Source organism: Photorhabdus luminescens subsp. luminescens (assembly GCF_001083805.1).
Lineage (GTDB): Bacteria > Pseudomonadota > Gammaproteobacteria > Enterobacterales > Enterobacteriaceae > Photorhabdus > Photorhabdus luminescens.
Map to the genome: position 1 here is coordinate 663072 of NZ_JXSK01000002.1, position 13174 is coordinate 676245.

A 13174-nucleotide genomic window follows, 5' to 3' on the forward strand; every position below is an offset into this window, starting at 1 on the left:
CATAACTGGGTAAACACATTGGCCACAATTTATGGGCAGTTTAGGAGGTGATATGAAAAGGATAGGGTTTGTATTGTTGGTGTTATTCTTCGGCATGGCTGTTTTCCCTGCGAGCGCTAACAATGGGCACAGTAACTGCCGCCACGGGCCGTATATTGAATCGGGCAAGTGGATAAAGCGCTTTGGCAAGATGACATTGGCGGTTGTGCCAACCAAATGTGGTCGCAATCTTCACTTCGGTAAAACCAATGAGGCATTCAACGAACTGAAGCGTAAGTTCGGGAACAGCCCACACTGGTACAATACGAAAGGTATGCGTAATCAGTTCGATTGCCACGTAGATATTGCCCGTAACAAAGATAAATGGAACCTCGATCCTTACCGTAAACATGTGGGATATCGCGCAACGAAAAAAGCTGGCTGCAATCCACAATAATATTGTAAAAAAGGAGCTGAATCAGCTCCTTTGCTTTTTTAGTGATGCTTCCAATTTAGTAGAACATATGCTGTTCAATGAAAGCGCTGATGACTTTTTCAAGCTGGTCATCGGCCAACGTCCGGTAATTTCGCGCTTCAAGTGGGCCAGATTCATTGGTTCTTGTTGGAGGTCGAGTGGTGTGATGGAAATCCGGTTTGTATCGAAATCTAGCGGGAGATCTTCATCGGGGTTACGATAACGGTCAGCATCCACCACCCAGATTTCCTTACAACGTAAGCGTTTTCGTAACGCCTGCAAGACACATATTTCATAGAATTAACTGAGTGAGTGACAACAGTGAAAAATGAAACAAAAAAGGCGATAAACCATTATCGCCCTTTTAATATATTAAATACATTAACGCAAAATCACTCTATTTATGCCTCAATTGCGACACGCAATTTTTTCATGGCATTTTTTTCAAGCTGACGTACACGCTCCGCAGAAACACCGTACTTATCCGCCAACTCTTGCAGGGTAGATTTATTATCATCATCTAACCAGCGGCAACGGATAATATCCTGACTGCGCTCGTCTAAGCTTTCTATCGCCACCGACAATTTATCAGCCGCATGGTTTTCCCAATTGTCCTCTTCAATGCCGTCTGCAAAATCAGAAGCTTTGTCCTGAAGATACAGCACTGGCGCAACCGGTTGACCTTCCTGATCATCATCGGCAGACATATCAAACGCCATATCCTGCGCTGACATACGAGATTCCATCTCACGCACATCTTTACTGGTCACACCAAGTTCTTTGGCGACCATTTCTACTTCGTCCTGATTGAACCACCCCAAGCGCTGTTTAGTTTTACGCAAGTTAAAGAACAGCTTACGCTGCGCTTTAGTTGTTGCAACTTTAACAATACGCCAGTTACGCAGTACATATTCATGGATTTCAGCTTTAATCCAGTGAACGGCAAAAGAAACCAGACGCACCCCTACTTCCGGGTTAAAACGACGTACTGCTTTCATCAGGCCAATATTCCCTTCCTGAATTAAATCCGCCTGAGGCAGCCCATAACCAGCATAGCTACGAGCGACATGAATAACGAAGCGCAGATGAGACAGAATCAGCTTCTTAGCTGCATCCAGATCTCCCTGGTAATGCAGCCTTTCAGCCAGTTCCTTCTCTTCCTCTGCTGTCAGCATTGGATAGGCATTAGAGGCACGGATATAGCCCTCTAGACTTCCTTGAGGAACTAACGCTAAGGTTTGCATTTCTTTGGCCATTCAAATCCTCTCAAATAAGGCTCAAATCGTTAGTATGGATTAGATTATCAATGTATATGAACCAACGTTCAACACACAGCGGTACAGTCTATCACCAGAATGTGCATATTCAAGTTACAGATCCGTGGAAGAGTAATAATTTCAGCACCAGCCATCCCTACAATGGGATCTCAGAACAAAAAATAACAGATAGTTTTATATTTATGCAACTAACTTTATTTGTACTATCCCCGACAAATATTAATTCCATTTCACAAAATGGGTCCGCCGGATTCATCGTTCTATTCTGGCGTAAAATGGCGCAAATGCTGAGTTGTCGCCAACCAGGCAGCGACCCAACCAATCATCGCGGAGAGCAAAACTAGCAGCAGGGATTCATCCCATGAAAGCCCATGTAAATTAAATGTCGTGCCAAACACACTGGCAACCTGTGTGACAACATCAGAAAGCTTCCACACCAACAGTGCGGATAAGATTAACGATAAAATTGCCCCCAAAGCTCCTAACAAAGCACCACCATTGAGGAACGGACGCAAAATAAAGCCATCCGTTGCGCCAATAAGCTTCATCACGTTAATCGTATCACGATGACTGAAAATACTGAGACGCACACTATTACCGATGACCAAAAACAGCGCAACGATCATCAGAATACCGATCACTGTCGCAATCTGACCAACAAGACCGGTCAGCGCCGCCAGACGGGCAAACCAGCTATCATCCATCCGAACGTCTTCAATACCTTTAACCTGAGAAACTCTATCACGCAGTGTGGTTAGCGTCTGTGAACTCTGAAAATCGATTTTCGGTGTGATAATCGCCACCGCAGGCAACGGATTCTCTTCCAACATATCCAGCGCACTACCAAAACCAGACCAGGCGCGGAATTCTGTCATTGCTTCCTGACGTGAGAGATAGTTGACATTGTCCACACCATCCAGTGCTTTCAGCTCACTTATTAATTTCTGAGCACTATTATCATCCAGTGATTTATCGAGATACACCGTCAGTTGAGGAGTGGGATACCATTTTTCCGCAGCCTGGCTGACATTCTTCCACACAATGTAACAGACGCTTGGTAATGTCAGGGAGATCGCAATCACCATCACGGTTAACAACGTCGCCAGCGGCTGACGTGACATATCTGTCAACGTATTCATCCAAGCATAACGCCACTGCTCACGCCATCCTCCTTGTAAAACCTTACTTTTCGATCTTGTTACTTTCCCCGCTGCCTTACGCGCATTTTTAACCATGATGCTCTCCCGCCATACGGCCCTGGCTCAGAGTCAGAATACGATATTTCCGCCTTTCAATCAGTGCCATATCATGGGTCGCCATCAGCACTGTCACCCCTACCCGATTAAATTCTTCAAACAGTCGTAAAATACCCTCAGACAACTCGCCATCCAGATTACCGGTAGGTTCATCCGCCAACAAAACAGTCGGCTTATTCACAACCGCGCGAGCAATGCCAACACGTTGTTGTTCACCACCCGAAAGCTGAATTGGGAAATTTTTCGCTTTGTCCAGCAGACCAACCTTATCCAGAGCAGCAGAAGTCCGACGACGGATATCTTCAAAACTGGCTCCTGAAATAATCAGCGGCATTGCCACATTATCGTACACCGTCCGATCCAGCAGCAGATGATGATCCTGGAAAATCATACCAATCTGACGACGTAGAAAAGGTACCTCACGACTCTTTAACCGACTGATATCATGACCGGCAAACCAAATATGTCCGGCGCTAGGCCGCTCAATGCCACAGATGAGTTTCAGCAAGGTACTTTTACCTGCTCCTGAGTGACCGATTAGAAATGCCATTTCCGCAGGGCGCAAATGAAAATCCACCCCTTGCAGGGCTTGCCGTCCCCCCAGATAAGCTTTACTGACCTGTTCAAAGCGAATCATAGGTAATTAATCCTCTCGGGCAAAAAGCGCCTCTATAAAGTCGTCTGCCTTAAATGGCCGTAGATCTTCAATGCCTTCACCAACCCCAATATAACGGATAGGAATTTCAAACTGATCAGCAATGGCGAAAATTACCCCGCCTTTGGCAGTACCATCCAATTTTGTCAATGAGATACCTGTCAATCCAACAGCTTCATGGAACAGTTTAGCCTGACTTATCGCATTCTGACCGGTGCTCGCATCCAATGTCAGCATAATTTCATGTGGAGCATCTTCGTCCAGTTTTTTCATCACCCGGACAATCTTCTTCAATTCTTCCATCAAATGAGATTTATTTTGCAAACGACCAGCGGTATCTGCAATCAATACATCTACACCTTTAGCTTTAGCTGACTGAATAGCGTCGAAGATCACGGAAGCGGGATCAGCGCCAGTATGTTGCGCTACCACCGGAATATGGTTACGTTCCCCCCACACCTGTAACTGTTCAACAGCGGCTGCCCGGAAAGTATCTCCGGCTGCCAGCATGACAGATTTACCTTGTGCCTGGAATTGACGGGCCAATTTACCAATCGTGGTGGTTTTTCCCACACCATTAACACCAACCATCAGAATGACGTACGGTGTCTTTCCTTCAATATCCAGAGGCGTATCCACTTTAGTCAGAATCCCAGACATCTCTTCTTTCAGTTTGGCATACAAGGCTTCTGCATCTTTTAGCTCTTTACGGCTGGCATGCTCTGTCAAACTGCTAATGATTTTACGGGTAGTCTCGACACCAACATCAGCAATCAATAACTGCTCTTCCAATTCATCAAACAGGTCATCATCGATCTTTTTACCACTGAATAGGCTGAGAAAACCGGACCCTAGATTCTGACGAGTTTTAACCAAACTGCGTTTCAAACGAGAGAAAAAGCCCTCTTTAGTCGGACGCTCTTGCTCTTTTAATATAACTGGCTTTGGCTGTTCAGTTTGTGCCTGCTCTGCCGCCAACCTTGCAGCTTCCTCTGCAACACGTTGTTGTTCTGCCTGCTTCGCCGCCAATCTTGCGGCTTCTTCTGCAACACGCTGTTGTTCCGCCTGCTCCGCCGCCAATCTTGCGGCTTCCTCTGCAACACGCTGTTGTTCCGCCTGCTCCGCCGCCGACCTTGCGGCCTCCTCTGCAACACGTTGTTGTTCTGCCTGCTCTGCCGCCAACCTTGCGGCTTCCTCTGCAACACGTTGCTGTTCTGCCTGCTGCTCCGCCAACCTTGCGGCTTCCTCTGCAACACGTTGTTGTTCTGCCTGCTCTGCCGCCAACCTTGCGGCTTCCTCTGCAACACGTTGCTGTTCTGCCCGCTCTGCGGCCAATTGTTCTTCTTTTTGCTGCTCTTCCTGACGGCCACGCCCGAACCAGGAGAAAAAGCCTCTTTTTTTCTCTTTTGCCATTAGCCACTGCACTCCTCAAGGTTAAATCATGGCGTTACAACAAGGAATAATAACGAAATTAGAATCAGTCTAACATTTTCGTAATAGCTCAACACATATCAATCATAAATTTCATGGTAAATTAATGCCTGTAAGTCTTAACAACTGTTACGCAAATTTATGGCAAAGAAATCACAACAGCAATCAATGGGACAAATCCGCATTATTGGCGGAAAATGGCGAGGCCGGAAATTACCTGTACCGAATAGCCCCGGATTACGTCCAACGACAGATCGCGTCAGAGAGACGCTATTTAACTGGCTAGCCCCGGTTATTCAGGAAGCACACTGTCTGGATTGCTATGCAGGCAGCGGAGCGCTTGGATTAGAGGCGCTTTCTCGTTATGCATCGCAGGTTACCCTGATTGAATATGAACGTAATATAGCCAAACAGCTTTCCGCGAATTTGGATCTGCTCAATGCCCAAAATGCCGAAGTCATTAACGACAGTGCATTAACCTATTTATCTCAATCAGGAAAACCCTACGATGTCGTTTTCCTTGATCCTCCTTTTCGTAAAGGTATGCTCAGCGAAACCATAAAATTGTTGGAAGAACAAAATTGGCTGGCAGATGAAAGCTGGATTTATGTTGAAGCTGAATCTGAATCAACGGCGATTGATGTGCCTGTTAACTGGCAACTTCATCGTGAAAAAGTAGCCGGACAAGTCGCATACCGGCTCTATATTCGTTACTTACCTGCATAATGATTACTTTGGAGTACACACTGATGTTTATTCAATTGGGCAAACTGTTAATGATTTGCGTTTGGGGATTTCTGATCTTTAACCTGATCCACCCATTTCCCAAACCATTGAAGTATTTTATGGACGTCGCCATGATTTTCATGGTGGTGATGCATGCATTTCAAATGCTGCTTCTGAAAGCCAGTCAGCCCAAAGATCAAAAACTCTCTGGCCTGATGCAAACCAAGATCTTCTTTTTTGGTGTCTTTGAACTACTGTCAATGCAGAAAAAACAACGGAAAGAGAGCTGAACAGATAAATCATTTCTTCATTCACTGCCTATTTCCGCACAGATACTTAAACTAATCTCTATTATTTAAGTCTATATTTTGCTAGTAAATAGAGTATACCCGTTATCTTTCAAGTTGCCTCTTTGTTGGCTGCACTCACTCACCCCGGTCACATAGTTCTCTATGCTCCCGGGGATTCGCTCCCTTGCCGTCGCGATGCATCTTGAAATCCATTGGGTATAGATCCCTTACCCATCACTTATTAAGGAACAAATATGAGCTGGCCATTTATTGCAGTATTTCTTTCTGGTTGGTTGTATGTTGACGCAGCTTACCGTGGTCCAAACTGGCAAAGATGGCTATTCAGGCCGATTACTTTGCTATTGTTATTATTGTGGGCATGGCAAGCGCCTGAGCTGCATATTTCAGGCTATTTAATCTGTCTTGGGTTATTTACTGCTTTAATATCAGATGCTCTGCGTATGCTCCCCAGTAAGTATTCACTACTCTCTCTAGGCACATTATTCCTCTGTTATCTGCTCTACACGATAAGCTTTGTATTACAGATGAATTTCAGTTTCTTCTTCCCGTTGCCATTAATTTTACTGGTTCTGGGTTCCATTATTCTGCTGGTTATTTGGAATAAACTGGAAAAAATGCGTTGGCCGGTCGTTGCCTCGGTCGTTATGCTCCTGATCATGGTGTGGATGGCAGGTGAACAATACTTCGCCCTTAATACAGATTATGGTTTCTCCCTATTAGCAGGCAGTATCTTGTTGCTACTGTCACATAGTTTCTGGCTGATCAACCATTACCGCCTCCAACTCAAATCTTCTAAGGCGATTGTGGCAACCTGTTATTTTATCGGCCATTTTCTGATTATTCGTTCTATTTATCTTTAATAAAAAGATCAAGTTGAAAATAGATATCAGCATTCAGTCGCACGATTTGCCAACTTTATTTTCTCTTTTTATTGACTCTGGAGTGGGCTCCAAAGTGTAGAGTTTAACCATTAGCCATTATCTTTGAGTTAACTCTATCCAGGGGGAGTCCATGTACTCAAATTCAAACAAAAATAGTGCTCATCAACATAACCACCAGCATGGAAGCTGCTGCGCGACTACCACTTGTTCAGATCAAGCTAAACAAGTTAGTGAGCATTTACATAATCATGAACATGGTAAGGCTTGCTCACATGAGCATCACCCTTCCCATGATACACAACAGACACAAGCACCTGAACTTTTGGCAAACCAACGTTTTAGTTGGGTGGTTAATGGCATGGATTGTCCAAGTTGTGCTCGCAAAATTGAAACTGCGGTCAGCAAAATTCCAGAGGTAAAACAAGCCAAAATTCTATTCGCAACTGAAAAACTAGTCGTAGATGCTGATACAGATATACGTTCAGCGGTTATTCAAGCTGTTAATCAGGCTGGGTTTTCCCTACATACTCCCGATTCAAATCAGCAAGCAGCAAAAAGTAGCCGCTGGAAAGAATTCGCGCCGATTATCACTCTTTCATTGATGATGCTGATAAGTTGGGGAATCTCCAACACCAATCCTTCATTTGGTCGTATTGCCTTTATTATCACTACCGTGATTGGATTGGTTCCCATTGCCACCAAGGCTTGGCAACTTATACGATCAGGCACGCCATTCGCTATTGAAACCTTGATGAGTGTTGCCGCAATCGGAGCGCTATTTATCAATGCCACCGCTGAAGCGGCAATGGTGCTACTGTTGTTTATGCTTGGTGAAATGTTGGAAGCTTATGCTGCCGGCCGTGCTCGTCGAGGAGTAAGCGCATTGATGGCATTGGTGCCGGAAGAGGCACTGCTAGTAAAAAATGGTGAGAAAAAAACTGTCCCAGTTTCAGACCTTCGTCCGGGCGATATTATCGAGATTGCGCCAGGCGGACGTTTACCCACTGACGCAGAATTACTTAATTCATTCGCCAGCTTTGATGAAAGTGCGCTGACAGGCGAATCTATTCCGGTTGAACGCATGCAGGGAGAAAAAGTTCCGGCAGGTTGTTTATCCGTAGATCGTGCCGTCCAAATGAAAGTGCTATCCGAACAAGGTAACAATGCCATTGACCGTATTCTGCAACTGATTGAAGAAGCCGAAGAACGCCGCGCACCGATTGAACGCTTCATTGACCGTTTTAGCCGAATTTATACTCCGCTGATTATGCTGTTCTCTGCGTTGGTTATCATTATTCCACCTACGGTATTCAGCCAGCCTTGGGAAACATGGATCTACCGTGGTCTTACTTTGCTACTGATTGGCTGCCCTTGTGCTTTGGTGATTTCCACCCCCGCTGCAATTACCTCTGCCCTTGCAGCAGCAACCCGCCGAGGAGCTTTGATTAAAGGTGGCGCGGCGCTGGAACAACTAGGGTTAATTACCACAATCGCTTTTGATAAAACCGGGACGCTGACCGCCGGTAAACCTCAAGTCACAGATGTTCAACCAGCAGAAAATATCAGCGAATCTCAGCTATTAACATTGGCTTCCGCAGTAGAAAGCGGCTCCCATCACCCACTGGCTAAAGCCATTTTGCAATATGCAGAAAGTAAAAACGTTAATATTACCGAAGCTGAACACCGTAAAGCATTGGCGGGGGTTGGTGTTGAAGGTCAGTTAGACGGTAAACGTATTCTCGTCAGCGCACCCGGAAAACTGCCAGCAAACACGTTATCTGATTATTGGAAACAAAAAATTATTCAGTTAGAAGATTGTGGTAAAACCGTTGTTGCCGTGACGCATGATGAACAATTTACCGGCCTTATCGCGATGCAAGATACGTTACGTCAGGATGCAATTGATGCTATCCGTTTACTGAAAGATCAAGGCATTAAATCAGTGATGTTAACGGGAGATAACCCACGTGCAGCAACTGCAATTGCTGGTCAATTAGGAATAGATTTCCGCGCCGGGTTAATGCCGGAAGATAAAGTCAAAGCGGTCATTGCATTGAATAAAGATCACAACACAATGATGGTCGGTGACGGCATCAACGACGCACCTGCAATGAAAGCTTCCAGCATCGGTGTAGCAATGGGAAGTGGAACCGATGTCGCTCTGGAAACCGCAGACGCAGCATTGACTCACAACCGCCTGACAGGTTTGTCGGAAATCATCACCCTTTCCCGCGCAACGCACAATAATATCCGCCAAAATATTGCTATTGCCTTGGGGCTAAAAGGGATCTTCCTTGTCACCAGCCTATTGGGCATCACAGGCTTGTGGATGGCAGTACTGGCGGATTCTGGCGCAACCGCTCTTGTAACGGCGAACGCAGTAAGGTTATTAAGGATTAAACTGAAATAACGAAAATCGCTTGGCTATTTAAGGATATGGGTCTTATTTCCGGCTCATATCCTGTGCTATAGCAAGATCAATTCAGTGATGAAAACTCATTGGCATTCAAAGGCACGGTAGAAAAACAAAAACGTTCATTTCTCAACTTGGCGGTTATATTCAGAATTGATTCTCTTTTTTTCTAACCAGATAGCGATAAGGCATTTGTTCCGTTTCTTGGGCAACCAACTGATGCTCCATAAAACGACAAAAACTGGGAATATCACGCGTAGTTGCCGGATCGTCAGCAAGAATTAATAACATCTGCCCTGCTTCCATATGACGTACGGTTTTCCGCACCATCATTACGGGTTCAGGACAGCGAAGCCCTTGTGTATCAAGGGTTTTATCTGGATTAGTAAACACATCGGGCATAATTTATCTCTACAATTTCAGGCAATCTATGAAACTGGATTATATTATAAAAAAACCAGCAAAAATTAACTTTACAGACGGCATTTTGAATTTGTGCATAACCGACGTATCATGTGAGGCGTCGTCAGTTAAAACGGCAGATTCTTCATTGGGTTCCCTCACCCCATTTTCCAAAAAGGTACAATCATGTTTTTATCAACTACAATTACACAGCAACGCGCTACCGCTTTAATTTGGCTTTCGTTATTTCACATTCTGATTATTATTTCCAGTAATTATCTGGTGCAACTACCTGTCTCTATTTTCGGTTTTCATACCACCTGGGGAGCCTTTACTTTCCCATTTATTTTTCTTGCAACCGATTTGACGGTTCGCATCTATGGCGCGCCACTGGCAAGGCGAATCATTACTACCGTTATGTTCCCCGCATTGTTGATCTCTTATATAATTTCTGCCCTATTTTTCCAAGGCATGTGGCAAGAGTTTACTGCGTTGTCTGAATTCAATCTCTTTGTTGCCCGTATTGCCTGCGCCAGCTTTATGGCTTACTTCCTTGGGCAGATACTGGATGTATACGTCTTCAATCGTCTGCGCCAGAGACGTAATTGGTGGGTCGCTCCCGCAGCGGCGATGTTCTTCGGCAACTTACTTGATACCCTTGCCTTTTTCTCTATCGCTTTCTACCGCAGTACCGATGCTTTCATGGCGGCTAACTGGATTGAGATTGGATTAGTAGATTACTGTTTTAAGCTATTAATCTGCTTACTCTTTTTCCTACCCGCTTACGGCATTTTATTGAACCTGATTCTCAAGTATTTCTTTGCCTATCAAGCTAGCAATACCCATATCCAAGCTCGCTGATTTTTATACGCCTGACAAACACCTGTCTCTTAATCAGATCTCCTGATTAAGAGATTGGGCAGAGCGATAATCTTCCATTTTATTTTTCTATGCCAATGCACTTATCAACATTAACAACTACACCTGATAATTCGATATTACATTAGTGATATTACTGCGATTTCCTATTTTAATTTCGCTTTTTCGGTTAATTTTACTCTTATCAATTAACAAAATTGATTGTAATGATCGTCTTATAAGAATATCTTTGAATTCCGCATTATCAATATTCGAATCCCATAAATCACCATTTTCATCAATACCATCACAGGAAAAAATAAATAGATCGATCTCTAAATTTTTTAATTGTGTAATAAGTGATGAACTAATATAACAAGCATATTTACGATGCAGAACTCCCCCTGAACTGATTAATTGAATATTTTTTTTCTTTGATAATTGATGGCAAATACGAATGCTATTGGTAAAAATAGTAATATTAATATCAGGAAGTTGCTTTGCCAGATACCAACATGTTGAACTTGCATCAAGCGCAATTATCATTCCTTCGCTTATCCAAGTCACCGCTCGTTGAGCAATAAGCGATTTACTCGAAAAATGGCTTTTAACCCGCATGTTAAAGGGGTCGCCATTATCCTGTGTTTCTCTGTTTAAGCTTTTTGCTCTTCCATGTAAACGAAGAAGATGACCATGCTCTTGAAGAAATCGCAGATCCCGGCGTATTGTTTCTTTACTCACTTGTAAAGCTACGGAAAGTTCAGAGGTTGTTAATGATTCATGATGATGGAGAAGATCCATGATTTTCTGGTGACGTTCATTTCTCATAAAGGAATCCCTTTTATATTGGGACAGAATAGGATTATTTTGTCCAATACCAGAATTAGAAAATCACGTCTTTTTTAGCAATATATTTCCACATTTAGTCGTTTTCTCTGTGACGACGATAGCAAAAGCGTTATCATTTCCTACTTTAGTCAGCATGTTTAAAAGAGATAACAAGAAGAAATAACTAGTATAGTCATTTTTAACAGAAGATTACCTATTCCTGTATAAAATTTTTAAATAATAAATTATAAGCTTCCTGGTGCTCACCGGGTGTATAAAGTTCATAGTGATAAGAAAACTGCTCACGGGCTTGTTCAGACGATTTATAATAACCCACACCAAACCAAGCAAAGAAAGAAGCGCCTAATACCGTCGTCTCTGATTCATTAAGTACTTTTATTGGTAAGTTTAAAATATCTGCTTTTATTTGGTTCCAGAGATGGTTACGGCTACCTCCCCCCACTAACACCAATTCTTTAGCATGAAATCCACTTATTTTCTCTAAAAGAGATAAGTTTTGTTTTAATTGATACCCCAACGCCTCTAATGCAGCACGATAAAAATGACGTCGTTCAGTATCCAACGTTATTCCACACCACCCTGCCTCAGAGGTTAACAAACGACAATTCATTCTTAAGTTATTAGCACCAGGAGGAACAGATAAAGCTTCATGGATCATTTGCAGATAGGCCTCCGAAGGGGAAATACCTTGCCAGAAAAGCTGTCTGATCCATTCAAGTATTCCAGAAGCTAACCATTGCAATCCTGGGTTAAAGATCCCTTTTCTTGCGTCTAATTCACATGTAGAACCAGCATAATAAGGTAAAATATGGGTATTCACATGAGAGGCGCGTACCATCAGAATCTCCCAAGTGCCGGAAGATAAGATGGGTTGATTTAAATCTGCGCCAGAGCCAAATAAAGCAAATTGGGTATCATGTCCAGAGGAAATAACGGGAATTCCTGAAGGCAAGTTCAACTTTTTAGCTGCCTCTGGAATTAAAGTACCAATCTGTTCACCGGCATAAACGAGTTCGGGAAATAAACTCTCTGGAATAGAAATAGCATCTAAAATTTCCCCACTAAACTGCTCATGATGAATATTTAGCAACTGACTGGTCCCGGCCATCGTTCTATCAGTTGACATCACTCCGGTTAATCGATAATTGATTAAAGAAGAAATAAACAGCCATGCATGGGCTTTATCGTAAAGAGTAGAATGATTTTCCTTTAACCAAATTAACTTATAAAGCGTATTAAAATTAAATTTCCCAACACCGGATATCGTTTGCAATTTCTCAGCAGAGAAATAATGCTCAATATTTTCAACAATAGGAGTTGTTCGCGGACATTTCCAACTAATAATGGGATAAAGTAGGTCACCCTTTGCGTCGACCAGTGTTCCATCAACACCAAAAGTGGTTACCGTTATTGCGCGTATCTTATAACTTGATAATTGGGGGATAATGATACGACAACAGCCTGCCAACCGTTCTAAAATGGCATCCAGCGACCATATGTGCCAGTGAGAATTGGCTTTATCAGGCTCGCTGGTATTCGGTGTTGACTCCCTTGCAATCACATTACCCTGAGAGTCAACCGCAATAGCCCGCACATTCGTAGCTCCGCAATCCAAAACTAAAACGACATCTTGCATCATACGCTCTCCTGTTGTGGAACAG

General features: G+C 43.5%; 13 protein-coding genes and 1 pseudogene. 6 read left to right on the top strand and 8 right to left on the bottom strand.

What is annotated here, in order from left to right; genetic code table 11:
- The first annotated feature begins 52 nt into the window (after nucleotides 1-52).
- Nucleotides 53-436 carry a DUF2599 domain-containing protein gene (locus tag TI10_RS07850; RefSeq protein ID WP_049582742.1) on the top strand — a complete coding sequence of 128 codons (384 nt, stop codon included), beginning with the start codon at nucleotides 53-55 and terminating at the stop codon, nucleotides 434-436.
- 99 nt (nucleotides 437-535) lie between these two features.
- Here TI10_RS07850 and TI10_RS07855 read toward each other — a convergent pair.
- The 5 genes and pseudogenes from TI10_RS07855 to ftsY form a co-directional block, all read right to left on the bottom strand.
- A pseudogene (locus TI10_RS07855) lies at nucleotides 536-751 on the bottom strand (hypothetical protein); the annotation flags it as partial.
- A gap of 104 nt (nucleotides 752-855) precedes the next feature.
- Nucleotides 856-1710, bottom strand: a complete 855-nt coding sequence (gene rpoH / locus TI10_RS07860; RefSeq protein WP_049582744.1) for an RNA polymerase sigma factor RpoH — start codon at nucleotides 1708-1710, stop codon at nucleotides 856-858.
- 281 nt (nucleotides 1711-1991) lie between these two features.
- Complete coding sequence (gene ftsX, locus TI10_RS07865; protein WP_049582745.1) at nucleotides 1992-2966, bottom strand: permease-like cell division protein FtsX; 975 nt, start codon at nucleotides 2964-2966, stop codon at nucleotides 1992-1994.
- Complete coding sequence (gene ftsE / locus TI10_RS07870) at nucleotides 2959-3624, bottom strand: cell division ATP-binding protein FtsE (RefSeq protein ID WP_049582746.1); 666 nt, start codon at nucleotides 3622-3624, stop codon at nucleotides 2959-2961. Before ftsE ends, ftsX begins: the two co-directional genes overlap by 8 nt.
- 6 nt (nucleotides 3625-3630) lie before the next feature.
- Nucleotides 3631-5055, bottom strand: a complete 1425-nt coding sequence (gene ftsY, locus TI10_RS07875; RefSeq protein WP_049582747.1) for a signal recognition particle-docking protein FtsY — start codon at nucleotides 5053-5055, stop codon at nucleotides 3631-3633.
- A 159-nt stretch (nucleotides 5056-5214) separates the two neighbouring features.
- On the opposite strand from ftsY, the gene rsmD reads away from it, so the two are divergent.
- The 4 genes from rsmD to TI10_RS07895 all read left to right on the top strand — a co-directional run bounded on the left by rsmD (nucleotide 5215) and on the right by TI10_RS07895 (nucleotide 9401).
- Entirely contained in the window at nucleotides 5215-5799 is a 585-nt protein-coding gene (gene rsmD / locus TI10_RS07880; protein ID WP_049582748.1) for a 16S rRNA (guanine(966)-N(2))-methyltransferase, read from the top strand.
- 23 nt (nucleotides 5800-5822) lie between these two features.
- Nucleotides 5823-6089, top strand: coding sequence for a DUF1145 family protein (locus TI10_RS07885; protein ID WP_049582749.1), 267 nt, complete (start codon nucleotides 5823-5825; stop codon nucleotides 6087-6089).
- A gap of 254 nt (nucleotides 6090-6343) precedes the next feature.
- Nucleotides 6344-6970, top strand: a complete 627-nt coding sequence (locus tag TI10_RS07890) for a lysoplasmalogenase (protein ID WP_049582750.1) — start codon at nucleotides 6344-6346, stop codon at nucleotides 6968-6970.
- Nucleotides 6971-7121: 151 nt separating this feature from the next.
- On the top strand, nucleotides 7122-9401 hold the full coding sequence (locus TI10_RS07895; RefSeq protein WP_049582751.1) for a zinc/cadmium/mercury/lead-transporting ATPase: 2280 nt from the start codon (nucleotides 7122-7124) through the stop codon (nucleotides 9399-9401).
- Between the two features lie 150 nt (nucleotides 9402-9551).
- On the opposite strand, the gene tusA is transcribed toward TI10_RS07895, so the two are convergent.
- A complete protein-coding gene (gene tusA / locus TI10_RS07900) occupies nucleotides 9552-9806 on the bottom strand; it encodes a sulfurtransferase TusA (RefSeq protein ID WP_049582752.1) in 255 nt (84 codons plus the stop codon).
- A 186-nt stretch (nucleotides 9807-9992) separates the two neighbouring features.
- Between tusA and TI10_RS07905 the strand changes: the two genes are divergently transcribed.
- Entirely contained in the window at nucleotides 9993-10667 is a 675-nt protein-coding gene (locus TI10_RS07905) for a 7-cyano-7-deazaguanine/7-aminomethyl-7-deazaguanine transporter (protein ID WP_049582753.1), read from the top strand.
- 117 nt (nucleotides 10668-10784) lie between these two features.
- Here the strand turns inward: TI10_RS07905 and fucR are convergent, their stop codons facing one another.
- A complete protein-coding gene (fucR, locus tag TI10_RS07910; RefSeq protein WP_049582754.1) occupies nucleotides 10785-11492 on the bottom strand; it encodes an L-fucose operon activator in 708 nt (235 codons plus the stop codon).
- A gap of 214 nt (nucleotides 11493-11706) precedes the next feature.
- Nucleotides 11707-13152 (bottom strand): L-fuculokinase, encoded by a 1446-nt coding sequence (gene fucK / locus TI10_RS07915; RefSeq protein WP_049582755.1) that lies wholly within the window; start codon nucleotides 13150-13152, stop codon nucleotides 11707-11709.
- Nucleotides 13153-13174 lie beyond the last annotated feature (22 nt).

Coding starts and splice junctions, on each gene's coding strand:
- TI10_RS07850 (WP_049582742.1), top strand. CDS start 53: ATGAAAAGGATAGGGTTTGTATTGTTGGTGTTATTCTTCGGCATGGCT.
- rpoH (WP_049582744.1), bottom strand. CDS start 1,710: ATGGCCAAAGAAATGCAAACCTTAGCGTTAGTTCCTCAAGGAAGTCTA.
- ftsX (WP_049582745.1), bottom strand. CDS start 2,966: ATGGTTAAAAATGCGCGTAAGGCAGCGGGGAAAGTAACAAGATCGAAA.
- ftsE (WP_049582746.1), bottom strand. CDS start 3,624: ATGATTCGCTTTGAACAGGTCAGTAAAGCTTATCTGGGGGGACGGCAA.
- ftsY (WP_049582747.1), bottom strand. CDS start 5,055: ATGGCAAAAGAGAAAAAAAGAGGCTTTTTCTCCTGGTTCGGGCGTGGC.
- rsmD (WP_049582748.1), top strand. CDS start 5,215: ATGGCAAAGAAATCACAACAGCAATCAATGGGACAAATCCGCATTATT.
- TI10_RS07885 (WP_049582749.1), top strand. CDS start 5,823: ATGTTTATTCAATTGGGCAAACTGTTAATGATTTGCGTTTGGGGATTT.
- TI10_RS07890 (WP_049582750.1), top strand. CDS start 6,344: ATGAGCTGGCCATTTATTGCAGTATTTCTTTCTGGTTGGTTGTATGTT.
- TI10_RS07895 (WP_049582751.1), top strand. CDS start 7,122: ATGTACTCAAATTCAAACAAAAATAGTGCTCATCAACATAACCACCAG.
- tusA (WP_049582752.1), bottom strand. CDS start 9,806: ATGCCCGATGTGTTTACTAATCCAGATAAAACCCTTGATACACAAGGG.
- TI10_RS07905 (WP_049582753.1), top strand. CDS start 9,993: ATGTTTTTATCAACTACAATTACACAGCAACGCGCTACCGCTTTAATT.
- fucR (WP_049582754.1), bottom strand. CDS start 11,492: ATGAGAAATGAACGTCACCAGAAAATCATGGATCTTCTCCATCATCAT.
- fucK (WP_049582755.1), bottom strand. CDS start 13,152: ATGATGCAAGATGTCGTTTTAGTTTTGGATTGCGGAGCTACGAATGTG.